A 26,109-nucleotide genomic window follows, 5' to 3' on the forward strand; every position below is an offset into this window, starting at 1 on the left:
ACTGGCGCTTACCACTGCAGAGTGATGCGGCTCTCGAATTTACGCTCTTCACCCGTCACCGGATCGATAAATCGCAACCCCTGTGCAAGAAGCTTGAGCGGGTTGGCGTAATCATCCTCGACGTCTTTCAACACCTCAGGATAAAACGGATCGTTGCAGATGCTCGCGCCCAGTGCGGTCATATGCACGCGCAACTGATGCTTCTTGCCGGTCACCGGGAACAGACCGTAACGCCAGAGCTCGCCATTCTTTTCGCGAACTTCCACCGCCGTTTCGGTATTGCTGACACCCGGCCCTTCCTGCATGCGAAAGAACGGCTGACCATCGACCAATCGGCTTTTGTGGATCAGTGGAAAGTTCAGGTCGGGCAAGGCCTTGGCAATTGCCTCGTAGCGCTTGTCGATCTGCCGGGTCGGGAAGAGCGACTGGTAGGCGGAACGGGTTTGCGGATTGGCCGAAAAAATCACCAGCCCCGCAGTGTGCCGATCGATCCGGTGCAGCGGCACCAGATGTGGGTTGTCCAGCCGTCGAATCAAGCGGCGCAGCAAGGTTTGCTCGACATATTCACCGGCGGGTGTCACCGGCAGAAAATGCGGCTTGTCGGCTACCACCAGATGTTCATCGGCATAGAGGATCGACTCGACCACCGGAATCGGCTTTTCGTCCGGCACTTCGCGGAAATAGTGAATCCGCAAACCTTCCCTGTACGGCAGATCCAGCGAGATCGGCTGGCCCTGAGCATCCAGAACCCGACCGCGGGCAATGCGGTCCAGCCATTGCTCGCGACCAATGGCACTGAAATGCTCGCACAGGCAATCGAATACGGTCAGCCAGGCACCGGCCGGCAGATAAAGTGTGCTGGCCTGATTCTGAGCAGCATGGAAAGTAGATGTGGACATACGGGAATTCGAATCCTCAAGGCAGACCGGCATTATCCAACACCGGCGGAAACGAACCTAGCGCGAATCCTCAGGCGGAAATCGATTTGAGCGCCGCGGCCTCGGTGAACTCCTTGAGCCAGCGCAGCACATCGACGGCTTCCCAGCGGCCCGGGTCATACAAGGCGTAGAGCAAACCCTGGTAGCCGACCACATCGAGTTGCCGATGGTAACCGGCACGCTGGAAAAGCGCCTCGATCTCGGCGAAACAAGTGTTGAAATGCAGCTTGTTGAATGGCGTCTTGCCTTCCGTGACCAGCCCGTCCAGGCGCAATTCGAGGACGGCCTCGCGCACCACGTCAACCGACATCCGGTTCACGCTGTTTTTCAACTGTTCGACATTCACCACGGTTCATCCCTCTGACGCAATCACTGTATGAACATACAGTAACCGAATAAACCGGGAAGTGCCAAGGGAAGGATGTGCAATGACGACCAGCGGGGCAACGTTGCGAAAGCCGCTCAGCGCAGGAACGCCACGACCTGATCGGCACTGAACGGCCAATCCAGTTCCGCTCCGGTATCAACCCGACGCAGCACCGGGATGCGCAGGCTGTAAGCCTCGAACCAGCTCTCGTCGTCAGCGATGTCGAGCAGTTCGACCAGCAGACCATGCTCGACAAAAGGCATTAGTTCGGCTTCAGCAACCTCACAGAGATGACACCCCAAGGTGCCGAACAGCTGACATTCAGGAAGCATGTGCGCTCAACCGACAATTTATCCGCCTATTCTAGGCCCGCCCTCGAAAACCGTCGAGCCGCTACCGCCCAAAGGTTTCACACGCAAAACGCTGACGCAAATCAGTTGGCACAAATGGCAAATACGCAATCCTCCCGGACTTTTTGCTTCTACGCTTGAGAAGCCTGAGCCTGACATCGGAGTGTCCAGTGTTTGCCAATCTGTTGATCATCCTCGCCTCGTCCCTCGTGGTGATTGCCCTGTTCCGGCGCCTGCGCCTGCCACCGGTTCTGGGTTACCTGTGCGTCGGACTGCTGGTCGGGCCGAGCGCCTTCGACTGGGTCAACGAAAGTGAACATCTGCCCGATGTGGCAGAGCTGGGCGTGGTGTTCCTGCTGTTTTCGCTTGGGTTGGAGTTCTCCCTGTCGAAGATGATTGCATTGCGTCAGGTGGTATTTCGCCTGGGCAGTCAGCAGGTATTGATCAGCACGGCGCTGCTGGGCTCGGTGCTGATGTTGCTGGGCATGCCGCTGACGCCTGCGCTGTTGCTCGGCGCGGGGCTGTCGTTGTCATCCACGGCCATCGTTACCAAAGAGTTGGGCAGCCTTGGCGAGGTGTTCAGCAGTCACGGCCAGAATGCGGTCGGCGTTTTACTGTTTCAGGACGTCGTCGCCGTATTGCTGCTGACGCTGGTCCCGGTGTTTGCCGGCAGCAGCGATCAGGCCTGGTATTGGGCCCTGCCGCTGACCCTGGCAAAAACCGTGGTGTTGTTTGTCGGTCTGCTACTGGCCAGTCGCTGGTTGTTGCCACGGCTGTTCCATGAAGTCGCTGCGTCGCGCTCGGCGGAATTGTTCGTGCTGCTGGCGCTGGTGATCGTGCTGCTGACAGCATGGCTCACGCATTTGCTGGGCTTGTCGCCTGCTCTGGGGGCTTTCCTTGCCGGCATGTTGCTCGGTGAAAGCCATTATCGGCATCAGATCGAGGCTGACATTCGGCCGTTCCGCGACATTCTGCTTGGCGTGTTTTTTGTCAGCATCGGCATGCTGATCGATCTGCAATTGTTCGTCAGCCACAGCCTGCTGATCCTCGGCCTCACGTTGGGACTGATGATCATCAAGGGCATCGTCGTCACGCTGCTGGTGAAGTGGCGCGGCAATGACAGTGAAACGGCATGGCGCAGCGGCCTGGCCTTGGCGCAGGGTGGCGAATTCTGTTTTGCATTGATGGCGCAGATGCAGCAAAACCGCTTGATGCCTGACCAACTGGGCGCTCTGCTGCTCGCAGCAACCTTCTGTTCGATGCTGCTGACCCCGTTGTTATTGCGCGCCGCGCCACGCATCGCCGCAGCCCTGCACCGCAAGCCCAATCAAGAGGCGCAGATCGAACAGATCAGCGCACTCAACGCTGGCCTCGATAAGCATGTGGTGATTTGCGGATACGGCCGGGTCGGCCAGTCCATCGGCCGTTTCATGCGCAACGCCAGGCAACCTTTCATTGCGCTGGACAATGACCCGGTGCGTGTACAGGAAGCCGCCTCGAGCGAAAGCGACGTACATTACGGCGACTCGTCACGCGGCGATCTGCTGACTGCGGTCGGCCTGTTGCGCGCAAAGTTACTGGTGATCGCCGTCGACCAGAGTGATGTGGCCCTGCGCATTCTCAAGGAGGCGCGTCATCTCCATGCGCACGTGCCGATTCTGGTGCGCACTCGCGACGACAGCCAATGGGCCGAGCTGAAAGCCGCCGGCGCCACCGAAGTGGTGCCGGAACTGTTGGAGTCGAGCCTGATGCTCGCCTCTCACGCCCTGATCATGCTCGGGCTGCCAGCGCATCAGGTGCAGGAAAAAGTCGATCAGGTGCGTATCGATCGCTATCGCCTGCTGCACGGCTTTTACCCGGGCGCAGTCGATGAAGAGACCTAATCCTGGCTCACCGCGCCGATCTTGTGCAGCGACAGATCGGCGCCGTAATACTCTTGTTCCTGACTCAGGCGCAGCCCGTGCAGCGCCTTGATTGTGCCGTACACAACGAACCCGCCGAGCAGCGCCACCGCAACGCCCAGCGCGGTGCCGATAAACTGGCTGATCAGGCTGACGCCGCCGATTCCACCCAGCACAGTCTGGCCGAAAATACCGCAGGCAACCCCACCCCATACGCCGCACAAACCGTGCAACGGCCAGACACCCAGCACATCGTCGATGCGCCATTTGACCTGCGCAGCGGTAAAGCACCAGACGAACAATGCGCCGGCAATCGCCCCGGTCACCAATGCGCCGACCGGGTGCATCAAATCAGAACCGGCGCAGACCGCCACCAGGCCAGCCAACGGGCCGTTGTGCAGAAAGCCCGGGTCATTGCGCCCGACGAGCAAAGCCGCCATGGTGCCGCCGACCATCGCCATCAACGAGTTAACCGCGACGAGACCACTGACGCCTTGCAGCGTCTGTGCACTCATCACGTTGAAGCCGAACCAGCCGACAATCAGAATCCACGAACCGAGCGCCAGAAACGGAATGCTCGATGGCGCGAATGCAACCAGTCGCCCATCGCGATAACGGCCGTTGCGCGGGCCCAGCAAAAGCACGGCGGCCAGCGCCAGCCAGCCGCCCATGGCATGCACCACGACGGATCCGGCGAAATCATGAAACGCGGCACCAAATTGCGACGCCAGCCAGGCCTGCAAGCCATAGTTGCCATTCCAGATCATGCCCTCAAAAAACGGGTAGATGAACGCCACGATCAGCGCCGTGGCGCACAACTGCGGAACGAAGCGCGCACGTTCGGCAATGCCGCCGGAAATGATCGCTGGAATAGCCGCAGCAAAGGTCAACAGGAAGAAAAACTTCACCAACCCGTAACCATGATCGGCACTCAGCACAGCAGCAGGCTGCATGAACGTCACGCCGTAGGAGATCCAATAGCCTATAAAGAAATAGGCCAGCGTCGAGACGGCGAAATCACTGAGGATTTTCGACAATGCGTTGACCTGGTTCTTTTGCCGGACGGTTCCGACCTCCAGAAAGGCGAAGCCGGCGTGCATTGCCAGGACCATTACCGCGCCGATCAGAATGAACAACGTATTGGAGCTGTGAACCAGCGTGTCCACAGCGCTTTGCAGATTTTCCATGAATAGGCAGACCTGGAGGCTAAAAAGGCACCAAAGCGGTTCGTGCGCACATTTCATGCACCAAGTTGCGACCGCGCAGTCACCGATCGGGGTTTCGGCTGAACCGCTTTGGCGCACAAGGTCGATGTGCTGACACCCACCGCAATATTTGAGTTAAGGTTTTTCCTGCATACGCGCCCGGCAACAGCGCACGGCGTGCGGGCGACGCACCACGACACAGCAAAAGTTGTACCAGTCATTTGTACTGAACCTTCACGCAAGGCTCATACTCGAACGCTTCAGACGCCAATTACGGAGATCCACCCATGGCCAGCATCAAGGCAAAGACTGCTCAAGAAATCCTCATGAACGACTTCCAGACACTGGTCGCCGACACCGAGCGTTTGCTCGAGCACACCGCCACCCTGGCCGGCGATCAGGCAGATGAACTGCGCGGACAGATTCACGACAGTCTGCTGCGCGCCCGGGAAACCTTGAAGTTGACTGAAGACACCTTGCGCGAGCGCGGTCAGGCTGCCGTCAGCGCCACTGAAGATTATGTGTCGGCCAACCCATGGCAATCGGTCGGCATTGCAGCGGGCGTTGGCTTTCTGATTGGCCTGCTGGCCACTCGGCGCTGAATCATGTCGATCGGTGAATCCGGCCCGACTGCGGGCACCGCCTCCTCCACCCGGCGCCTGGGCGCAGCCGTTCTCGGTCTGCTGCACAGCCATGTCGAATTGTTCGGCATCGAATTGCAGGAGCAAAAATCACGAACCGTCAGCCTGTTGCTGTTCGCAGGCTTGGCTCTGGTGTTTGCTCTGTTGTTGCTGGTGGGTTTATCGACACTGGTCATGATCATCTTCTGGGACACTTATCGCCTTGCCGCGATCATCGGCTTGTGCGTCTTTTATACCCTGGCTTCGATCTTCTGCGGGCTGCGCCTCAAGGCCGCGATTTTCGATGAGTCCTCGCCCTTCCACGGCACGCTCGAAGAGCTCGCCAACGACCGGGAGCGCCTGCTGCCATGAGCCTGCCCGAACTTCCACACAACAGCTCGCGGCGGGAAATGCGCAAGGCGTTGATCCGCTTGCGCATGGAAATGCATCGCCAGGAAATCCGTCATGAAGCCGGACAAGTGCTGCAACCCTTGCAGCGCGTGCGTGGCATGACGCAAAACCTGCACGACGGTTTTGGCATCAAACACGCGCCGTTGTGGGGCGTGGCAGCAGTCACGCTATTGGGTTTTCTGACCGGCAAAGGCGCAAAAAGCGGCGGCGTCGGCGGTCTGACCCGGTTGATTCGCCTGGGCACCAGCCTCGGCCCATTGATCAAACTGGTGATGCAGAACTCAAGCAAGCGCTAAGCCGATATATCTGGCTACATTCTTGCACTGTCGCAGGGATGAACCTCTTTACCCGGAGGTTCAATCCCGCGCGCCTACCCGGTCGGCGGGGTTCAATCAGAACAAGAACGACTAAGGAGGCTCCGTGATCGACGGGCAACCGCTCGCCTGCTTTCAGCCTTTCATCGATACCGCCACCGGACGTATTGCAGGCGTCGAAGCATGGGGCCGCCTGCGCCAGAATGACGGTCAACTGACGTCAGTCGGGCCGCTGTTCGCCGACCCGCGCCTGCCAGCCATTGCCTTGCGCCGCCTCGACCGGCAGATCCGTGACAATGCCCTGAGCCGTCTGCATGAAGCGCCGGCAGACTGGTTTCTCAGCCTGAACATGTCGCCGCGCTGGATCAGCCGTCTGCGCCCGGACCAGGCATTGCCCAGCCTTAAACAATTGGCGCGACACCATGTCGATCCGCAACGCATTGTGTTTGAAATCACTGAACTGGGCGGGAACGGCCAACGTCTGGCCGAAGTCGTTGCGCGTTATCGCGACGCTGGCGCGAGAATCGCCATTGACGATTTCGGCGCGGGCTATTCACAACTTGATCGCGTACTGGCGCTGCAACCGGACATCCTCAAACTCGACATGCGCCTGTTCCAGGCAGCCGCCCTTGGCGGGCCGAGCAGTGAGGTGGTCAAGGCACTCGCGCAGATGGCCGAGAAAACCGGCTGCTGGATCATTGCCGAAGGGGTCGAGACCGATGCCCAGCTGAATTTCGCCCTCGAGTGCGGATCGCGTTACGTGCAGGGTTTTCTCTTCGCCCGCGCGCAGGAAGCGTTCTTTGCCACCGATACTTTCGTGCCGCGCTTCGCCGAACTGCGCCAGCGCTACGTGCAACAAAAACTCGCCGAGCGCGGGCGCTTGATGCAGATGCGCCAGCAACTCGGCGAATTGATGGCCATCCTGCAAGGCTGGGCCGGGGCACACGCACCGCTCAGCGCACTGCCGCAACTGGAAGCCTTTCCCTGGCTGCTGCGCTTTTATCAGTGCGACCGGCATGGCACGCAGCTAACCCCCAACCTCGAATGGCGGCACAACGGCTGGGTCGCCGATAACCGCTACCTGGGCCACAACTGGTCGTGGCGTCCGTACTTCTATCACCTGCTCGCCGAAGGCTGGGAGGAGCGGCGCCTGACTTTGTCCAACACCTACCGTGACGCCACCAGCAATCAGTATTGCCTGACGGCCGGGCAGTTTTTCGACAACGGCGAGCGGCTATTGTTGATCGACATTGATGCGGCGGGGTTGTAGTTCCGCTTGCAGGCATGCGCACGAACCGGGAAGCTAGGGCAACAGTCATCCTGACGGAGAGAATCAGCCTTGGATTGGCAAACCCTGCTCAACCGCGAACGCCTCGGCAAGCCGCTGCACAGCCCGCAAGAACTCGGCCGCAGCCCTTTCCACAAAGACCACGACCGCATCATCTTCTCCGGCGCCTTCCGCCGCTTGGGGCGCAAGACCCAAGTGCACCCGGTGTCGAGCAACGACCATATTCACACGCGTCTGACCCACTCGCTGGAAGTCAGTTGCGTGGGCCGCTCGCTGGGCATGCGTGTCGGCGAAACCCTGCGCAGCGCCCTGCCCGACTGGTGCGACCCGAGTGATCTGGGCATGGTGGTGCAATCGGCATGTCTGGCCCATGACATCGGCAACCCGCCCTTCGGACATTCCGGTGAAGATGCCATTCGTCACTGGTTCCAACAGGCTGCCGGGCGTGGCTGGCTGGATGCAATGAGCGAAGCCGAGCGCGGTGACTTCCTCAATTTCGAAGGCAATGCCCAAGGCTTTCGGGTACTGACGCAGCTGGAATATCACCAGTTCGACGGCGGCACTCGCCTGACCTACGCGACCCTCGGCACCTACCTGAAGTATCCGTGGACGGCCCGTCACGCTGACTCGCTCGGTTACAAGAAGCACAAGTTCGGCTGCTATCAGAGCGAACTGCCGCTGCTCGAGCAAATCGCCCACAAGCTGGGTCTGCCACAGCTGGAAGACCAGCGCTGGGCGCGCCATCCGCTGGTTTATCTGATGGAAGCCGCCGACGACATCTGCTACGCGCTGATCGATCTGGAAGACGGTCTGGAGATGGAGTTGCTCGAATACGCCGAAGTAGAGTCGCTACTGCTCGGTCTGGTCGGCGATGACCTCCCGGAGACTTACCGCCAGCTCGGTCCGCAGGACTCACGCCGGCGCAAACTGGCGATTCTGCGCGGCAAAGCCATCGAGCATTTGACCAATGCGGCAGCGCGAGCATTCGTCGAGCAGCAGGAGGCATTGCTCGCCGGCACCCTGCAAGGCGATCTGGTGGAGCACATGCACGGTCCGGCCAAACGCTGCGTGTTGAACGCCAAGGACATTGCCCGCAAGAAAATCTTTCAGGATAAACGCAAGACTCTGCATGAAATCGGTGCCTACACCACGCTGGAGATCCTCCTCAACGCGTTTTGCGGTGCGGCACTCGAGCAGCACAATGGCCGCACGCCGTCGTTCAAGAGCCGACGAATCCTCGACCTGCTGGGAAACAATGCACCTGACCCGCATGGGCCTCTGCACGCGTCCTTTCTGCGCATGATCGATTTCATCGCCGGCATGACCGACAGTTACGCCAGCGACATGGCGCTGGAAATGACCGGTCGCTCCAGTCACTGACGTGTTCGTCTCAACCGGTCAGCCTGCGTGGCCGGTTGAGTGCGGGCATGGTGAGCAGCCATCGGCCCCTTATGAGGCTAATAAATCTTTAAAATATTTCCCGAAACATTAATAAACATTAATCCGGTATTGTTGAAACAACTTAAACGCTCCGACAAACATACACCCCTCACTTCCTAACACCGCACCTAGTTCAACCGTAGTCGAATTCCCTTTAGTGTGTAGGAATAATCCTATATTGCCGCTGGAGCCCCCTCAGCTCATGCGAGCGCTCATCCATCTGAGCTAAGGTGCGCGCTTTATTCGCGTACGTATGGGATTTGATTATGAACTCCGTTTTTATTGTCGATGATCACCCCGTCATCCGACTTGCCGTTCGAATGCTGCTGGAGCACGAAGGCTACAAGGTCGTCGGCGAAACCGATAATGGGGTCGATGCCATGCAAATGGTCCGCGAATGCATGCCCGATCTGGTCATCCTTGATATCAGCATCCCCAAGCTCGATGGCCTGGAGGTTCTCGCCCGTTTCAACGCCATGAGCACCCCGCTCAAGACTCTCGTACTGACCGCACAATGCCCGACACTCTTCGGTATTCGCTGCATGCAATCCGGTGCATCCGGTTACGTGTGCAAGGAAGAAGACCTCAGCGAACTGGTGAGCGCCATCAAGGCCGTTCTCTCCGGTTATAACTATTTCCCCAGCCAGGCACTCAATCCTGTCCGCAGCGACGATATCCGTTATGCCGAACTTGAGCTGTTCAAATCCGTCAATGACCGCGAACTAATGGTCTTGCAGTTATTTGCCCAAGGACGCACTAACAAGGAAATCGCCAAAGGCATGTTCCTCAGTAACAAGACCGTCAGTACTTACAAAAAACGCCTGATGCAAAAACTCAAAGCCAAGTCCCTGGTGGAACTTATCGAGATGGCCAAACGTAACGCGTTAGTGTGAGAGCCCGCATGCCCATTCGCTTTGTCCATGTTGCCGGGTTTATTGCCGGCCTGTTCCTGAGCACCCAGGTTCTGGCCTCCCTTCTCGCCCCGCAAAGCTATGTCCTGCGTAGCCGGTCGACGTTCGAATTGATGGCCTTGCCTCTGGATGCCTCACAACGGCAATGGTTGCAGGGACGACATGAACTGGTATTGGGCACCTCCGCCCCGGACTATCCGCCGTTCGACATGACGGCCAGCGGACGCGACTACGAGGGTTTTACGGCGGACTACGCTGGTTTTCTCGGCCAGGCCACGGGCCTGCAAGTGCGCATCGAGCGCTTCGCCTCCCGGGACGCGGCCCTGAAGGCGCTGCTGGCGGGTCAGGTCGATATGCTCGGCAGCGCCAACGGATTCGAAGCAAGCAACCCCGACATCGTGCTTTCCATCCCCTACGCCATTGATCAACCAGTGCTGGTGACCCGAGAGGATGAGACTCGCTCGCTGACCGAAGGGCTGGCCGGATTGCGTCTGAGCATGGTCTATCACTATTTGCCAAAGGAAGAAGTCAAGGCTCTTTACCCCAAGGCCATCCTCACCTCCTACCCGTCCTATCAGAATGCAATCAACGCGGTCGCGTTCGACCAGGCCGATGTGTTTCTCGGTGACACCATTTCCACTCACTACATGATCAACAAGGGTTACCTGAACAACATTCGCATGGCCAACTTCGGCAAACAGGAAGCCCATGGCTTCAGCTTTGCCGTACACACCGGCAACGCACAACTGCTGAGCATCATCAACACCGTGCTCAATGCTGTTCCGCGCAGTGAGCGCGACAGTATCGCCAAACGCTGGAGTGCCGGCAGCGACATTCTGTTGACCGACCAGAAGTTGCAATTGACCCGTCATGAGGAAGAATGGCTCAAACAGCACCCGGTTATTCGAGTGGTGGTGAACGACGCCCTCGCTCCGCTGACATTCTTCGACAGCGACGGCAATTTCCGTGGCATCACCGCCGATCTGCTGGAACTGCTGCGCTTGCGCACCGGATTACGCTTCGAAATTCGCCGCAGCCGCAGCGATGACGCAATGATTGAACAGATCAGCCAGCATCAGGCCGATCTGATCGCCGCCCTGCTACCGAGTCCGCAACGTGAGAAAGACCTGCAATTCAGCCGCCCATACCTGGAAAACTCCTATGTTCTGCTGACGCGCAAAGCCGCTGACAGCCCTTCTCATCTGAGCCAGCTCAAAGATAAATACCTGGCGATCGCCCAAGGCAGTCCCTTGACCGATTATCTGCGCCGCGAGTTTCCGCACATCGACGTCATTGAAACATCCGATACCTTCAGTGCCGCGACCTTGCTCGCCGAGGGCAAGGTTGACGGTGCCGTCAGCTCGCTGGTGATTGCCAACTATCTGATTTCATCGCGCATCTTCGAACACCCATTGCAGATCACCACCACCCTGGGCACACGTCAGGCGGCTTTTTCACTGGCCATTGCGCGAGGCAACACCGAGCTGGGATCAATCCTCGACAAGGCGCTGCTGAGCATCACGCCCGAAGAACTGGGCGTGATCAATAGTCGCTGGCGGGGTTTCTCGACAGCGGCGCAAAGCAACTGGCGTCATTACCAGCGCCTGTTCTATCAGTTGATTGGCGTTGCCTGCCTGCTCCTGTTGCTGTCACTGCTCTGGAACGCCTACATGCGTCGGCAGATCAAACAACGCAAGATGGCCGAACGGGCCTTGAATGATCAGTTCGAATTCATGAGTTCGCTGGTCAACGGCACGCCCCATCCCATCTATGTGCGTGATTGTCAGGGTTTGCTGCAGAGCTGTAACGACAGCTACCTTGATGCGTTCAATGCCAAACGCGAAGACGTCATCGGCAAAAGTGTCATGCAGGGCACACTGAGCAACGCTTTCGAAGCCCAGACATACCAGGCGGATTACCAACGGGTGGTGGCTGAAGGCAGGCCGTTGGTGCTTGATCGTCCGTTGCATATCGGTAACCGACGCTTGACGATCTATCACTGGATATTGCCCTACCGTGATTCCAGCGGCGAAGTCAAAGGCATCATCGGTGGCTGGATCGACATCAGCGAGCGCCGCCAACTGTTCGATGAGCTGCGCTTGGCCAAGGAACAGGCCGATGATGCCAACCGTGCCAAAAGTACCTTTCTGGCGACCATGAGCCACGAGATCCGCACGCCGATGAATGCGGTAATCGGCATGCTCGAACTGACTCTCAAGCGCATGAACCCGCAGCATCCGGACCGCTCGTCCATCGACACCGCTTACCACTCGGCAAAGGATCTGCTGGGACTGATCGGCGACATCCTCGATATCGCCAGAATCGAGTCCGGCCGCCTGAGCCTGAGCCCGGAACGGGTCAACCTTGTTGAAACGGTGGCGTCGGTGGTGAGAATCTTCGATGGCCTGGCCCGACAGAAAAACCTGCCCCTGACACTGAGCGTCAATCCACCGGAACTGGACGTCGATGTACAGCTGGATCCGTTGCGCTTCAAGCAGGTGCTGTCGAACCTGATAAGCAACGCCATCAAGTTCACCGAATGCGGGCGCATTCGTATCAACCTCGACATACTGCCCGGTGGCACGCCCGAGCACTCACTGGTCCAGTTGACGATTCAGGATACCGGTGTCGGCATCAGCGCCGAAGACCAGCAACGACTGTTCGAACCATTTTCCCAGGCCGACAACGCTCAACAGCAAACCCGTGGCGGCGCAGGCCTGGGTTTGTTCATCAGTCGCAGCCTCTGCGAAATGATGGGTGGCCGGTTGCAATTGTGCAGTCAGCCCGGCATCGGCACCCAGGTCTGCCTGTCCATGCCACTACAGACGCTACCCAGTGAAGTGAGCACCGCTCGGCGCGAGCCGCCGATCCGGATGGCTTTTGCGCCGTTGAACATATTGGTGGTCGATGACCATCCGGCCAATCGTCTATTGATGTGCCAGCAACTGGAGTTCCTTGGACACCGTTTCAGTCTGGCCGAAGAGGGTCAAAGCGGACTGGAGAAATGGCAGACCGGCGAATTCGATCTGGTCATCGCCGACTGCAATATGCCGGTCATGAATGGCTATGAACTGACCCGGGCGATTCGCCAGCAGGAGCATCTGACAGGGAAACCACCGTGTACCGTACTGGGCTTCACGGCCAACGCCCAACCTGAGGAGATCCAGCGCTGCAAACAGGCTGGCATGAACGACTGCCTGTTCAAACCACTGAGCCTCAGCGCGCTGAGCCAATGGGTCAACGAACTGAAACCGGCCTTCCCGGCGCCGACCTTCAACCTTGAAGGTCTCAGTCAGCTAACGGGTGAGAGTCCTGTGCAGATCCAGCGTTTGCTCCACGAACTGCTCAACAGCAGCCGGCTGGATCGCCAGGAACTGCTGGCCTTGTCGCCGCACACAGACCGCGAAGCGTTGATCGTGACGGCACACAAGATCAAGGGCGCCGCGCGGATCGCTCAGGCGTCGCGCCTGATTACCTGTTGCGAAGCACTGGAGCAGGCCTGTGTACAAATGCAGACCGCACCGATCATCGCTCAGCGCTGCGAAGCCACCGACGCGGCCATGGTTGAACTGGAGCAGGCACTGCAGCAACAGCTGGAACAGAACCGTAAAAGCAGAATGACCGAGCCTTAACTATGCTTGGGCGCTGAGCAGTGTGTTTATTCCCCATGGAGAGTCAGCAATGCCCAGCCCACTGCGCACGGATCAACGCCGGTTCCCTCTGCACGTGCATATCAGCGTGATGTTCACCTTCCTGATGTTGCTGACTGCAGTGGTGCTGGGGCTGTTCAATTACAGCCAGACGACCCGCATCATTCTTTCGAGCAGTGAGCATCTGTTCAATCGCATCGAACAGGACGTGCGCCTGGATCTGCACGCCACCTACCAGCCGATACGCCACTTGCTGAGCCTGCTGGCAGACAACCCCGCCGCCCAGGCACCTGATCTGCAACAGCGCCTGGCTCTACTCAAACCTTTCAGCCAGTCACTCAAGGACAACCCTGACCTCGCCTCGCTTTACCTCGGCTTCGGCAATGGCGATTTTTTCATGGTGCGGGCCTTGCGCAGCGAAGCCCTGAAGACCCAACTCAAGGCGCCGCCGGCAGCGGCTTATCAAATCTGGAGCATTGAGCGCGACGGCGGTGCAGGCTCGCGTTCACAGTCATTGTTTTTCGATCAGGGTCTGTCGCTCCTTGCCCGCCAGGACAACCCCGATGACCGTTACGATCCGCGTAACCGGGCGTGGTACAGCAATGCACGAGAAAGTGGCGACCAGATCACCACCGAACCTTATGTATTTTTCTCCACTCACAATGTCGGTACCACTCTGGCCCGGCGCAGCGGTGACACGACAGTCATCGGCGCTGACCTGACTCTCGCCGCACTCTCGGCGACGCTGATCAAGCATGTAGTGACGCCGGCCACCGAGATCGTCCTGTTTGATGCCGAGGGCAACGCCGTGGCCTGGCCGGACAGCCGTCGACTGATCGTCGACGACCGCACCGCGCGCCTGGCCAAGGCTGCGGACTTGAGCCCGCGCCTGCACGCCTTGTTGTCCGGCGAGCATCAAGGCAATCGCATAAAAGTCGATGGCCGCCAATGGATCGTTGCCCGCAGCAGCATGCAGGAAGGCGGACCGCAAGGCCTGCAAATGGCCTTGCTGGTGCCAGAGGATGAATTGCTCGTCGACGCTTACCGCATGCGCTGGCAAGGTGCGCTGATAACGCTGGCAACCTTGCTGTTGTGCCTTCCATTGGGCTGGCTGATTTCGCGCACGCTGGTCAAACCCTTGCACGCCTTGGTCAAGGAAGCCGATGCGATCCGCAGTTTCGATTTCAATTTCCCGGTGACCCGGCGCTCGCCCGTGCTGGAAGTTGACCAACTGAGCCTGTCTATGGCGCGCATGAAGGACACCTTGGCGAGCTTCTTTCGCATCACCGACAGTCTGTGCGCCGAAACCCGGTTCGCGCCGTTACTGCAACGGGTACTGTTCGAGACGGTGCAGATCGCTCAGGCGCAGGCAGGTCTTATTTACCTGCGCGAGAGCGATGGCAGCCGCATGGAGCCTTACGGTTTGGTGATCGATGGCGCCTCGCAAACCCTGGAAACATTCGATATTCAGGGGCACGACCTGCAAACGAATCAGGGGCCGGCATGGTTCGAGCAATTGGTGCACGCCGACAATGTGGTGAGCAATTTCGGCTTTGAACAGGCCAGGGATCTGCAAAAGGTATTGCTGGCGATGACTTCACCGCGCGTGCATCTGATCGGTATACGCCTGCGCAACCGCCACAACGAAACCATTGGCTTGCTGATTCTGCTGGTCAATGACAGCGGCACTCCTGCCGATCTGGACAAACTGCGCCCCGATCGCATCGCCTTCCTGCAAGCGGTATCCGGCGCTGCAGCAGTGAGTATTGAAAGCCAGCGCCTGCAGGCGAAACAGAAACAGCTGCTGGACGCTTTCATTCAATTGCTCGCCGGGGCAATCGATGCCAAAAGTCCGTACACCGGCGGCCACTGTCAGCGCGTGCCGGAGCTGACCCTGATGCTCGCCCAAGCCGCAGCAGCCAGCCAGGCACCGGCGTTCAGTGCCTACCAGCCCACCGAGGATGACTGGGAGGCGCTACACATCGCGGCGTGGCTGCACGATTGCGGCAAGGTCACGACACCGGAGTACGTGGTCGACAAAGCCACCAAACTGGAAACACTCAACGACCGTATCCACGAGATTCGCACCCGCTTCGAGGTGCTCAAGCGCGATGCCTGGGTCGATTATTGGCAAGCGCTGGCAAAGGGCGGTGACGAAGCAGCATTGGGCGACCTGCGTGATGCCACTCTGGCTGCGCTGGACGCAGACTTCGCCTTCGTTGCACGTTGCAATCTGGGCGGTGAGGCCATGGCCGAAGCAGATCTGCAACGCCTTGATGAGCTCGCCCGACGAACCTGGACGCGCACACTGGATGATCGATTGGGCGTTTCCTGGGACGAAAACCGCCGTCAGGCACGCACGCCTGCGCCGACGCTGCCGATCAGCGAGCCCCTGCTGGCGGACAAACCGGAACATTTATTTGAACGAGACAGGAACGAACTGATACCCGAAGACAATCCATGGGGTTTCAAGCTGGATGTGCCACGCTATAAATACAATCGCGGCGAGTTGTACAACCTGAGCATCACCCGCGGTACGCTGACCCGCGAGGAGCGCTACATCATCAATCACCACATGGTGCAAACGATCATGATGCTCAGTCACCTGCCCTTCCCCGGGCACCTCGACAGCATCGCCGAAATCGCTGGCGGTCATCATGAAAAAATGGACGGTTCCGGTTACCCGAAACGCTTGAAACGCGAAGAAATGAGCCTGCCGGCACGGATGATGGCGATTGCCGATATTTTCGAGGCGCTGACGGCAGCCGACCGTCCCTACAAAAAGGCCAAATCGCTGAGCGAGGCATTGGGAATCATGGCGACGATGTGCCGCGAGGCGCACATCGATGCACAGCTGTTTGGATTATTCGTCAACGAAGGCGTGTACCTGCAATACGCCGCACGTTTTCTCGACCCACAGCAAATCGACACCGTGGATCCGGCCAGCCTGTTGCACAAGGCTGGCCTCACCACATGATCAGCAGTCGGTCAGACGCAGGAAGATCGACGCCAATTGCTCGATACCGGCCTGATCATCGGCGCCGAAACGCGCAAGTTTCGGGCTGTCCAGATCGAGAACACCGATCAGGCGCCCGTCCTTGACCAAAGGCACCACCAACTCACTGTTCGACGCGCTGTCGCAGGCGATATGCCCGGGAAACGCGTGCACATCTTCGACTCGCTGAGTTTGCAGAGTGGCTGCCGCCGCGCCGCACACACCACGACCGAATGGAATACGCACACAGGCGATTTGCCCCTGGAACGGGCCGAGCACCAATTCTTCGTTGCGATTGAGATAGAAACCGGCCCAGTTCAGATCATCGAGCTGGTTGAACAGGAACGCCGAAAACTGCGCGGCGTTGGCGATGAAATCGCGCTCGTCAGCCAGCAGCGACTCCAGTTGAGCGACCAACATGCCATAGCCTTCGAGGCCTTGGCCGCTTTGTTGCAAATCAATCATGCCTTGTGCTCCAACAATTTCAGTCCCACCCAGTATCGGGCGAATTGATACGCGCAACGTCCATTGCGATTACCGCGGCCGGTGGCCCAGCGCACGGCAAGGATGTCCAGTTCTTCGTCGCGCTGCCAGCTCAAGCCGGCCCTGGCGGCCAGTTGGCCGATCCAGTGTTCGACGACGTCGAGGAAGTGTTCCTGGGTAAAAGGGTAGAACGACAGCCACAAGCCAAATCGGTCCGACAGTGCGATCTTGTCTTCGACCGCTTCGCTTGGGTGCAGCTCGCCATCGACGCGTTTCCAGTTCTCGTTGTCGCTTTCCTTTTCAGGCACCAGGTGGCGACGGTTGGAGGTCGCGTAGAGCAAGACGTTATCCGGTGCCTGCTCCAGAGAACCGTCGAGCACGCTTTTAAGGACCCGGTAATCGCCTTCACCGGACTCGAACGACAAATCATCACAAAACAGCACGAAGCGTTGTGGCAGTTTACCGATCTGTTCGACCACGCGGGGCAGGTCAGCCAGATGGTCGCGCTCGATTTCGATAAGACGCAAGCCGGCATTGGCGTGTTCCGCGAGCAGCGCCCGTACCAGCGAGGATTTGCCGGTGCCGCGCGAGCCCCAGAGCAACGCATGGTTAGCCGGCATGCCGTCGAGGAATTGCTGGGTATTGCGCCCCAGTTGCTCGAGTTGACGGTCGACGCCAATCAGGTCGGACAGGCGCATGTCGAGGCTGACCTCCAGCGGCAACAGGTACCCATTGCGCCCGTCACGCTGCCAGCGCGCCGCCAGACAGGTGCTCCAGTCAATGATGGGGCGTGGTGCCGGCAGGAGCGGTTCGATCCGCGCCAGAACCGACTCGGCGCGTTCAAGAAAAGCATTCAATCGGGAATCCACGTCTTCTCCTCAGGCAGTTTCAAAGTGATGATGGTAACCCTGCGACGACACACAGATTTAAACCCCCGCACCGCGCCTTGTTACAAGGCGATTCGAGAACCTCGGTATCCATACATGATCGACTATGCTTGAGCAGCGAAGGGAAACGGAAGTGGTTCAACACCCCATGGATATCAAATTCACCCACCGGCTGTCGTACAAGCAAGCCAGGCTTACTGTGCTGGTCGGGTTCATTCTGGGCACGCTGCTCAGCCTGCTGCAAATCGGCATCGATTATGCCAGCGAAGACGCCTCCATCAATCGTGAAATCCTGTCTTTGCTGGAAATCAGCCATAACCCGGCATCGCGCATCGCCTACAACATCGACGCGGAACTGGCCCAGGAACTCACGCTGGGATTGCTGCGTTCGCCGGCGATCATCTCGGCGCAACTGACCGACAACGACGGTACGGTGCTGGCCAGTGTCAAACGCCCCGAGCTGCAGAACAGCTATCGGGTGATCAGCGACTTCCTGTTCGGCGCCAAGCGGCAATTCGAAGACCGCCTCTATCTGGATCACCTGCCCAACGAATCTCTTGGTGTCTTGAGCCTTGAAGTCGATACCTATGCCTTCGGCAGCCGCTTTCTGCGCCGCGCGGAAATCACCCTGCTCAATGGTTTCGCCCGCAGCCTGATTCTGACCGGGATCCTGCTGGCGCTGTTTTACGTCATGCTGACCAAACCACTGGTGCGGGTAATCCGCGAACTCAGCGGGCGTGACCCCCGTGCAGCCGAGCCGACGACCCTGGAATGTCCGGCCGGACATGGCAATGACGAAATTGGCGTACTGGTCAAAGTCGCCAACCAGCAGTTCGAAAACATTGCCACCGAGATCCAGCAACGACGTAACGCCGAAAACCGCCTGACCGACTATCTCGGTCAGCTGGAAAACATCGTCTCGGCGCGCACTGCCGAACTCAAGGCAATCAACGCCCGGCTCAGCCAGTCCAACCAGGAACTTGAAGTAGCGCGAAGTACTGCGCTGGAAATGGCCGAAGCGCGCTCGGCCTTCCTCGCCAACATGAGCCATGAAATCCGCACGCCGCTCAATGGTTTACTGGGAATGATCGCGCTGTCACTCGACGGTCCGCTGAATGCCGAACAGCAGCAACAGCTGTCGATTGCCCATGACTCCGGCAAGGTGCTGGTGGAGTTGCTCAACGACATTCTTGACCTGTCCAAATTCGATGCCGGGCAATTGGAACTGGAAAATATCCCTTTCGATCTCGGCTCGCTGATCGAAGACACCGCCAACCTGCTGTCGCAGAATGCCGCGCCGAGCGTCGAGCTGACTTGCCTCATCGATCCACACTTCCCCGCACTGGTACTGGGCGATCCGACCCGGGTTCGGCAAATTGTCAGCAATCTGCTGTCCAACGCGCTGAAATTCACCCGTTTCGGCCGCGTCGATGTACGCCTGTCGGCCTATAAGGATGGCGTGCGCATCGAGGTCTGCGACACCGGAATCGGCATCGCCCAGGACGCCCAGGTGAAAATATTCCAGCCGTTCACCCAGGCCGGCGCCGGGATTACCCGTCAGTACGGCGGCACCGGGCTGGGACTGGCGCTGACCTACAATCTCTGCGAGGCCATGCAGGGACGCCTGACCATCAGTTCCGAGACCGGTTTCGGCAGTCAGTTCTGCGCCGAGTTGCCGTTGCCCTGCCATACCCGGGCGCTGGCCCCGGCGCCACTGCACGGCAAAGTACTGGCTATCACTGCGGGCAGCAGCGGCCTGGCCGAGTTGCTGCAAAGCATGTTGCCGGTCTGGGGTCTCGAGTATGAACAGCGCACCATCGACGATTCGCTCCTGGGCCTGACGCCCGATGTGTTGATCACCGATTGTCCGGAATGCCTGTTCGGTTTGCGCCCGACACTCGTCGCGCCGATTCTGCTGGTGACTGCCTACGGCAGTTTCCTGCCCAGCGAAGAGGCCGCCGCGCTCGCGCCCTTGCAGCAACAGGCACGACCGCTGGCGCGCAATGCGCTCTATCAGAATCTGCGTCGCACGCTGCAACCGGACACCGTCACGATCAACGATGCTCGCCTCGAATCCTCACCCGGCGTGCGACGCGGGCGGGTGCTGCTGGTCGAGGACAACCCGGTCAACCAATTGGTGGCCAAGGGCATGCTCGGCAAGCTCGGCTGCGAGGTTGTGGTGGCCGCGCATGGCGCCGAAGCACTGGATCAGTTGGAGTATCACGAGTTCGACATGGTCCTGATGGACTGCAACATGCCGGTCATGGACGGCTACGAAGCCAGCCGGCAGATTCGCCAGAGCGGGCGCTGGCCGAATCTGCCGATTGTTGCCCTGACCGCCAACGCCATGTCCGAGGAGCGCGAGCGCTGCCGGGCGGCGGGCATGAGCGACTATCTGGCGAAACCGTTCCGCCGGGAGGAACTGGCGGCACTGCTGGATCAATGGATGCCGACTACGACAACGCTTTGATCTGACCCAAGAGGTGATCGAGGCCGGCGCGCAAATCATTGAGCCGGTCCAGATCCACACCACTGTCGCACAGCAGGCGCGCCTTCAGCGGCCCGACCTGCTCGCGCAACGCCTGGCCGGCAGACGTCAGACTCAAGTGCACTTCCCGCTCATCGCGGACCGAGCGCTGCCGCTGCACCAGTTGCAATTGCTCAAGACGCTTGAGCAATGGCGTCAGCGTGCCGGAGTCGAGCGCCAGGCGTTCGCCCAACGCCTTGACCGTCGGTTGTTCCGGTGCGGCGTCCTGCCATTCCCACAACACCAGCATCGCCAGATATTGCGGATAGGTCAGGCCGAGTTGATCGAGCATCGGCTTGTAGGCACGAATCACTGCCCGTGATGCGGCATACAGTTTGAAGCACAACTGATTGTCGAGCTTCAGCGAATCGACCGACAGATTGTTCATTTGAGCAGGGCTTCGATCTCGCGGCTCAAATCCTGCGGCTTGGTGGCCGGGGCAAAGCGCTTGACCAACTGGCCGTCCTTGCCGATCAGAAACTTGGTGAAATTCCACTTGATGCCTTGGGAGCCGAGCACACCGGGAGCGCGCTTCTTCAACTGCACGAACAGCGGATGGGCACCGGCACCGTTGACGTCGATCTTCTTGAACAGGGGGAAGCTGACACCGAAGTTCAGCTCGCAGAATTCGCTGATTGCGCCTTCGTTGCCCGGCTCCTGCTTGCCGAACTGATTGCACGGGAAGCCCAGCACGACCAGGCCTTGATCCTTGTAGGTCTGCCACAGCTCTTCGAGGCCTTTGTACTGCGGGGTGAAACCGCATTTGCTGGCGGTGTTGACCACCAATACCGCTTTGCCGGCGAAATCGGCCAGGGTCTTTTGCTCGCCTTTGATAGTGGTGCACGGAATATTCAGCAGGTTGTCGCTCATGGCAGGGGGCTCCGCAGACTGTCGGGAAAGGCCAAACATAGCGAGCAATTAAATTGTGTGCAATTTAATATTTGAAATTGATACGTGCAGGAGCTGCCGAAGGCTGCGATCTTTTGATCTTGATCTTGAAAAAAAAAATCAAAATCAAAAGATCGCAGCCTTCGGCAGCTCCTACGGGGCTCGCATTACTCGCGGGGTACCAGATCCAGGCACACCGAGTTGATGCAATAACGCAGACCGGTTGGCGGTGGGCCGTCGGGGAACACATGACCCAAGTGCGCATCGCAGCGGGCGCACTTCACTTCAGTGCGGATCATGCCGTGAGTGGTATCACGGATTTCAGTCATCGCGCTGTCGCCAATCGGCGCGTAGAAGCTCGGCCAGCCGCAACCGGAATCGAATTTGGTCTTGGAATCGAACAGCGGCTCGTTGCAGCAGACGCAGTGGTAAACACCATCGGTTTTGGTGTCGTTGTATTTGCCGGAGAACGGTCGCTCGGTCGCACTGAGGCGGCAAACCTCGTACTGCTGCGGATCGAGCATGGCCTTCCATTCTTCCAGGGTTTTTTCCAACTTTTCCATCATCACACCTCAGCGGCTGAAAAAGCCCGATCTGTACCTTTTCCACGGATCGGGTGGCACGTATGATTGCGCCTTGTTTTGACGCCAGTCTGGCAGCCACGTTACACGCACTCAAACGGATTTTTTGCAGCGTTGAGTGCCGGCCACCGATTGGCGTGCACATGCAGGATTCCCAGTACGGTAGTTCATACAGCGTCTGGATCGTTCATTTTCGGGATCACATCGCCATGCAGTTCAGCAAATCGAACAAGCTCGCCAACGTCTGCTACGACATTCGCGGCCCGGTGCTCAAGCACGCCAAACGACTGGAAGAGGAAGGCCAGCGCATCCTCAAGCTGAACATCGGCAACCCGGCGCCGTTTGGTTTCGAGGCGCCGGACGAAATTCTTCAGGATGTGATCCGCAACCTGCCGACTGCGCAAGGCTACAGCGACTCCAAAGGCCTGTTCAGCGCGCGCAAAGCGGTGATGCAGTACTACCAGCAGAAGAATGTCGAAGGTGTCGGCATCGAAGACATCTACCTGGGTAACGGCGTCTCCGAACTGATCGTGATGTCGTTGCAGGCGCTGCTCAACAACGGCGACGAAGTGCTGGTGCCGGCCCCCGACTATCCGCTGTGGACCGCCGCCGTCAGCCTGGCCGGTGGCAACGCCGTGCACTACCTGTGCGACGAAGGCGCCGACTGGTTCCCGGACCTGGCCGACATCAAGGCCAAGATCACCCCGAACACCAAAGCCATGGTGATCATCAACCCGAACAACCCGACCGGCGCGGTGTATTCGAAGGAAGTGTTGCTGGGCATGCTGGAAATCGCCCGTGCGCACAACCTGGTGGTGTTCTCTGACGAGATCTACGACAAGATCCTGTACGACGATGCCGTGCACATTTGCACCGCTTCGCTGGCGCCGGACCTGTTGTGCCTGACCTTCAACGGCCTGTCAAAGTCCTACCGCGTGGCCGGTTTCCGCTCCGGCTGGATCGCCATTTCCGGGCCGAAACACAACGCCCAGAGCTACATCGAAGGCATCGACATGCTGGCCAACATGCGTTTGTGCGCCAACGTGCCGAGCCAGCATGCCATCCAGACCGCCCTCGGTGGCTATCAGAGCATCAACGATCTGGTGCTGCCGCAAGGGCGTCTGCTCGAGCAGCGCAACCGCACCTGGGAGCTGCTCAACGATATTCCGGGGGTGAGTTGCGTCAAGCCGATGGGCGCGCTCTACGCCTTCCCGCGGATTGACCCGAAAGTCTGCCCGATCCACAACGACGAGAAATTCGTCCTTGATCTGCTGCTCTCCGAGAAGCTACTCGTGGTACAGGGCACAGCGTTCAACTGGCCGTGGCCGGATCACTTCCGCGTCGTCACGCTGCCCCGCGTCGACGATCTGGAAATGGCCATCGGTCGTATCGGCAACTTCCTCAAGTCCTACCGCCAGTAACTGGCCAGCAGTGCGCAACGGCTCGAACGTTGCGCACTGTCTGATTCAGCAACACTTCTGCATCGCACCTCCGTGCACGCCTTCTACACTTGCGATTCGTACCGCTCACTTGCGTCTGACGTAATGGCGACGGGACGCGGCTGGTCCTCGCCCATGTCGGTATTGGCTGTGGGAAACGGACTGCACACCGAGGAATCCGCTGTAGGACACAGTTTGAAATAGTCACTCAGTTGAATAGCCCGGTGCGGCACCTTATATACCCCGCAGTACGCTACATCTTTAGCTTGAGGAGATTTCTACAACCATGATGCGCATCCTGCTGTTTTTGGCCACTAACCTGGCGGTCGTGCTGATAGCCAGCATCACCCTGAGCCTTTTCGGCTTCAACGGGTTCATGGCGGCCAACGGGGTTGATCTCGACCTTAGTCAGCTGCTGGTTTTCTGTGCGGTCTTTGGTTTCGCCGGCTCGCTGTTCTCGCTGTTCATCTCCAAGTGGATGGCAAAGATGAGCACCGGTACCCAGATCATCAGCCAGCCACGTACCCGTCATGAGCAATGGCTGCTGCAAACCGTCGAGCAATTGTCCCGCGAAGCCGGGATCAAGATGCCCGAGGTCGGCATTTTCCCGGCCTACGAGGCGAACGCGTTCGCTACTGGCTGGAACAAGAACGACGCGCTGGTCGCGGTCAGTCAGGGCCTGCTGGAGCGTTTTTCGCCCGATGAAGTGAAAGCCGTACTGGCCCACGAAATCGGTCACGTAGCCAATGGCGACATGGTGACGCTCGCGCTGATCCAGGGCGTGGTGAACACCTTCGTGATGTTCTTCGCGCGGATCATCGGCAACTTCGTCGACAAGGTGATCTTCAAGAACGAAGAAGGCCAGGGCATCGCCTACTACGTGGCGACCATCTTCGCCGAACTGGTGCTGGGTATTCTGGCCAGTGCGATCGTCATGTGGTTCTCGCGCAAGCGCGAATTCCGTGCCGACGAAGCCGGTGCACGTCTGGCCGGCACCAGCGCGATGATCGGCGCACTGCAACGTCTGCGCGCCGAGCAGGGCCTGCCGGTGCACATGCCGGACACCCTGAATGCCTTTGGCATCAACGGTGGCATCAAACAGGGTTTTGCCCGCATGTTCATGAGCCACCCGCCGCTGGAAGAGCGTATTGACGCTCTGCGTCGTCGCGGTTGATCAGATTGACGTAAAAACAAGAGGCCCGCAGTGATGCGGGCCTTTTTTTTGCCTTGATTAATTGGCTGTTCTCACTGGCCTCATCGCGAGCAGGCTCACTCCTACAGGTTCTGTGCCGGCCACACATCTGCGATTCAGCACAAATCACTGTAGGAGTGAGCCTGCTCGCGATGACGCCAGAAAATCCCACGCTATTTATCGGGAAGACACGCGGTATACCCGCTCCTCCAGCCGCGTCACACCCGCCTGCAGGAACTTCCCGCTCTCTCCCAGCACATCCTGCTCTTCCAGCGCCTGCACCTGCCAAGCACCACTCAGCAACCGCTTGACCTCATCATCCCCCACCGCAAACGGCGGCCCCGGCATCTGCGTCTGATCGTAATCCAGCGTAATCAACAGTCCCTGCACACCCAACGGCAGAATCTGCTGAAGATGCGCCGCATAACGTTCACGCATCGGCGCGGGCAAGGCGATCAGCGCGGCGCGGTCGTACAACGCGGTGCAATCGGCCACATCGCTCGCCGTCAGCGCAAAGAAGTCACCGCACCAAAGCTCGATGGCGCCACCACGATAGGCCTTGAACGCGCCCTTCTGGCTGATCTGCGGCTGCACCTGATGCTCATTGAAAAAGTCCTCGATAGCCTTTTGCGACAGTTCAATCCCGAGCACCTGATGACCGCGCCCGGCCAGCCACGCCAGATCCAGACTTTTCCCACACAAAGGCACGAGCACTCGCGCCGTTTCAGCTACCGCCCAGTGTCGCTGCAAATACGGATTCACCTCCGGCTGGTGAAAACCGATCTGCCCCGAATCCCACTTCTTGTGCCAAAACTCAGGCTGCATGCATCACCCCCAATAATTCGATCAAAAAGCGTTAAAACTTATATTAGATTTAGATCAATGATCTGACTGAAGATGAGGGCATCTTAACGCTCAGGAACCCATCATGTTTCCCAGCCTGTTTATTTCCCATGGTTCACCCATGCTGGCGCTGGAGCCCGGTGCCAGTGGCCCGGCGCTGGCGCGGCTGGCAGCCGAATTACCGAAACCCACAGCCATCGTGATCGTTTCTGCGCATTGGGAAAGCCATGAGTTGCTGGTCAGCAGCCATGCGCAACCAGAAACCTGGCACGACTTCGGCGGCTTCCCCCGCGCACTGTTTGAAGTGCAATACCCGGCACCGGGCGATCCGCAACTGGCTGCCGAAGTGGCTGATTTGCTGACAGCCAACAACCTGCCCGCACGCCTCGATCCGCAGCGTCCATTCGATCACGGCGTCTGGGTTCCTTTGTCACTGATGTATCCGCAGGCGGATATTCCAGTGGTGCAAGTCTCGCTGCCGAGCCGTGCTGGTCCGGCGCTGCAAACCCGTGTCGGCCGGGCACTGGCGAGCCTGCGCGATCAAGGTATTTTGCTGATCGGATCCGGCAGCATCACGCACAACCTGCGCGAACTGGATTGGCACGCCGGCCCGGAAAGTGTCGAGCCGTGGGCACGTGATTTCCGTGACTGGGTGATCGAGAAGTTGGCGGCCGACGATGAGGCAGCGCTGCATGATTATCGCCAGCAGGCGCCGCATGCAGTGCGCAGCCACCCGAGTGATGAGCATTTGTTGCCGCTTTATTTCGCGCGAGGCGCGGGCGGTGAGTTCAGCGTGGCACATCAGGGCTTCACGATGGGTGCGCTGGGCATGGATATTTACCGCTTCGGTTAAAAGCAAAATCAAAAGATCGCAGCCTT

Annotated in this window: 23 protein-coding genes; 13 read left to right on the plus strand and 10 right to left on the minus strand. The window is 58.9% G+C overall.

The features are described from left to right. Positions 1 to 8 precede the first annotated feature (8 nt). The 3 genes from AK821_RS20710 to AK821_RS20720 form a co-directional block, all read right to left on the minus strand. On the minus strand, positions 9 to 899 hold the full coding sequence (locus tag AK821_RS20710) for a pseudouridine synthase (RefSeq protein WP_064391368.1): 891 nt from the start codon (positions 897 to 899) through the stop codon (positions 9 to 11). A 70-nt stretch (positions 900 to 969) separates the two neighbouring features. Beyond that, positions 970 to 1,287: a transcriptional regulator gene (locus AK821_RS20715; protein ID WP_064391369.1), complete on the minus strand. Its 318-nt coding sequence runs from the start codon at positions 1,285 to 1,287 to the stop codon at positions 970 to 972. A 113-nt stretch (positions 1,288 to 1,400) separates the two neighbouring features. Then, on the minus strand, positions 1,401 to 1,637 hold the full coding sequence (locus AK821_RS20720; RefSeq protein ID WP_064391370.1) for a glutaredoxin family protein: 237 nt from the start codon (positions 1,635 to 1,637) through the stop codon (positions 1,401 to 1,403). Between the two features lie 188 nt (positions 1,638 to 1,825). On the opposite strand from AK821_RS20720, the gene AK821_RS20725 reads away from it, so the two are divergent. Beyond that, a complete protein-coding gene (locus AK821_RS20725) occupies positions 1,826 to 3,538 on the plus strand; it encodes a cation:proton antiporter (protein ID WP_064391371.1) in 1,713 nt (570 codons plus the stop codon). On the opposite strand, the gene AK821_RS20730 is transcribed toward AK821_RS20725, so the two are convergent. Continuing rightward, positions 3,535 to 4,743 (minus strand): ammonium transporter, encoded by a 1,209-nt coding sequence (locus AK821_RS20730; protein ID WP_064391372.1) that lies wholly within the window; start codon positions 4,741 to 4,743, stop codon positions 3,535 to 3,537. The genes AK821_RS20725 and AK821_RS20730 overlap by 4 nt on opposite strands. 305 nt (positions 4,744 to 5,048) lie before the next feature. Between AK821_RS20730 and AK821_RS20735 the strand changes: the two genes are divergently transcribed. From AK821_RS20735 to AK821_RS20770, 8 genes are all read left to right on the plus strand, one after another. Next, positions 5,049 to 5,363 carry a DUF883 family protein gene (locus AK821_RS20735; protein ID WP_064391373.1) on the plus strand — a complete coding sequence of 105 codons (315 nt, stop codon included), beginning with the start codon at positions 5,049 to 5,051 and terminating at the stop codon, positions 5,361 to 5,363. A gap of 3 nt (positions 5,364 to 5,366) precedes the next feature. Next, a complete protein-coding gene (locus tag AK821_RS20740; RefSeq protein ID WP_008079909.1) occupies positions 5,367 to 5,753 on the plus strand; it encodes a phage holin family protein in 387 nt (128 codons plus the stop codon). After that, complete coding sequence (locus AK821_RS20745) at positions 5,750 to 6,088, plus strand: hypothetical protein (protein WP_064391374.1); 339 nt, start codon at positions 5,750 to 5,752, stop codon at positions 6,086 to 6,088. The genes AK821_RS20740 and AK821_RS20745 overlap by 4 nt, the downstream gene beginning before the upstream one ends. Positions 6,089 to 6,212: 124 nt before the next feature. Beyond that, the gene (locus tag AK821_RS20750) at positions 6,213 to 7,376 is read left to right on the plus strand and encodes an EAL domain-containing protein (RefSeq protein ID WP_064391375.1); all 1,164 of its coding nucleotides are present in this window, start codon (positions 6,213 to 6,215) and stop codon (positions 7,374 to 7,376) included. A 69-nt stretch (positions 7,377 to 7,445) separates the two neighbouring features. Further along, positions 7,446 to 8,774 carry a deoxyguanosinetriphosphate triphosphohydrolase gene (locus AK821_RS20755; protein WP_064391376.1) on the plus strand — a complete coding sequence of 443 codons (1,329 nt, stop codon included), beginning with the start codon at positions 7,446 to 7,448 and terminating at the stop codon, positions 8,772 to 8,774. A 326-nt stretch (positions 8,775 to 9,100) separates the two neighbouring features. Further along, positions 9,101 to 9,727: a response regulator transcription factor gene (locus AK821_RS20760; RefSeq protein WP_064391377.1), complete on the plus strand. Its 627-nt coding sequence runs from the start codon at positions 9,101 to 9,103 to the stop codon at positions 9,725 to 9,727. An 8-nt stretch (positions 9,728 to 9,735) separates the two neighbouring features. Beyond that, entirely contained in the window at positions 9,736 to 13,377 is a 3,642-nt protein-coding gene (locus AK821_RS20765) for a transporter substrate-binding domain-containing protein (protein WP_064391378.1), read from the plus strand. Positions 13,378 to 13,426: 49 nt separating this feature from the next. Continuing rightward, positions 13,427 to 16,372, plus strand: a complete 2,946-nt coding sequence (locus AK821_RS20770; protein ID WP_064391379.1) for an HD domain-containing phosphohydrolase — start codon at positions 13,427 to 13,429, stop codon at positions 16,370 to 16,372. Here AK821_RS20770 and AK821_RS20775 read toward each other — a convergent pair whose 3' ends face one another. After that, entirely contained in the window at positions 16,373 to 16,855 is a 483-nt protein-coding gene (locus AK821_RS20775) for a GAF domain-containing protein (protein WP_064391380.1), read from the minus strand. Beyond that, positions 16,852 to 17,742 carry an ATP-binding protein gene (locus AK821_RS20780; protein WP_064391381.1) on the minus strand — a complete coding sequence of 297 codons (891 nt, stop codon included), beginning with the start codon at positions 17,740 to 17,742 and terminating at the stop codon, positions 16,852 to 16,854. Before AK821_RS20780 ends, AK821_RS20775 begins: the two co-directional genes overlap by 4 nt. A 166-nt stretch (positions 17,743 to 17,908) precedes the next feature. On the opposite strand from AK821_RS20780, the gene AK821_RS20785 reads away from it, so the two are divergent. After that, positions 17,909 to 20,230: a hybrid sensor histidine kinase/response regulator gene (locus AK821_RS20785; RefSeq protein WP_064391382.1), complete on the plus strand. Its 2,322-nt coding sequence runs from the start codon at positions 17,909 to 17,911 to the stop codon at positions 20,228 to 20,230. Here AK821_RS20785 and AK821_RS20790 read toward each other — a convergent pair. From AK821_RS20790 to msrB, 3 genes are all read right to left on the minus strand, one after another. Continuing rightward, the gene (locus AK821_RS20790) at positions 20,214 to 20,675 is read right to left on the minus strand and encodes a MarR family winged helix-turn-helix transcriptional regulator (RefSeq protein ID WP_064391383.1); all 462 of its coding nucleotides are present in this window, start codon (positions 20,673 to 20,675) and stop codon (positions 20,214 to 20,216) included. The two genes, AK821_RS20785 and AK821_RS20790, sit on opposite strands and share 17 nt — an antisense overlap. Beyond that, positions 20,672 to 21,157 carry a glutathione peroxidase gene (locus tag AK821_RS20795; RefSeq protein ID WP_064391384.1) on the minus strand — a complete coding sequence of 162 codons (486 nt, stop codon included), beginning with the start codon at positions 21,155 to 21,157 and terminating at the stop codon, positions 20,672 to 20,674. The genes AK821_RS20790 and AK821_RS20795 overlap by 4 nt, the downstream gene beginning before the upstream one ends. A gap of 185 nt (positions 21,158 to 21,342) precedes the next feature. Continuing rightward, the gene (gene msrB, locus AK821_RS20800) at positions 21,343 to 21,738 is read right to left on the minus strand and encodes a peptide-methionine (R)-S-oxide reductase MsrB (protein ID WP_064391385.1); all 396 of its coding nucleotides are present in this window, start codon (positions 21,736 to 21,738) and stop codon (positions 21,343 to 21,345) included. Between the two features lie 227 nt (positions 21,739 to 21,965). On the opposite strand from msrB, the gene AK821_RS20805 reads away from it, so the two are divergent. Together AK821_RS20805 and htpX are read left to right on the plus strand one after the other, a co-directional pair. Next, positions 21,966 to 23,177: a pyridoxal phosphate-dependent aminotransferase gene (locus tag AK821_RS20805; protein WP_003226761.1), complete on the plus strand. Its 1,212-nt coding sequence runs from the start codon at positions 21,966 to 21,968 to the stop codon at positions 23,175 to 23,177. A 304-nt stretch (positions 23,178 to 23,481) separates the two neighbouring features. After that, positions 23,482 to 24,369 carry a protease HtpX gene (gene htpX / locus AK821_RS20810; RefSeq protein ID WP_007908619.1) on the plus strand — a complete coding sequence of 296 codons (888 nt, stop codon included), beginning with the start codon at positions 23,482 to 23,484 and terminating at the stop codon, positions 24,367 to 24,369. A 195-nt stretch (positions 24,370 to 24,564) separates the two neighbouring features. Here htpX and AK821_RS20815 read toward each other — a convergent pair whose 3' ends face one another. Then, positions 24,565 to 25,212, minus strand: coding sequence for a thiopurine S-methyltransferase (locus tag AK821_RS20815; RefSeq protein ID WP_064391386.1), 648 nt, complete (start codon positions 25,210 to 25,212; stop codon positions 24,565 to 24,567). Positions 25,213 to 25,315: 103 nt separating this feature from the next. On the opposite strand from AK821_RS20815, the gene AK821_RS20820 reads away from it, so the two are divergent. Then, the gene (locus tag AK821_RS20820; RefSeq protein ID WP_064391387.1) at positions 25,316 to 26,083 is read left to right on the plus strand and encodes a DODA-type extradiol aromatic ring-opening family dioxygenase; all 768 of its coding nucleotides are present in this window, start codon (positions 25,316 to 25,318) and stop codon (positions 26,081 to 26,083) included. Positions 26,084 to 26,109: the final 26 nt, after the last annotated feature.

This window comes from Pseudomonas sp. RIT-PI-r (genome assembly GCF_001297015.1).
Lineage (GTDB): Bacteria > Pseudomonadota > Gammaproteobacteria > Pseudomonadales > Pseudomonadaceae > Aquipseudomonas.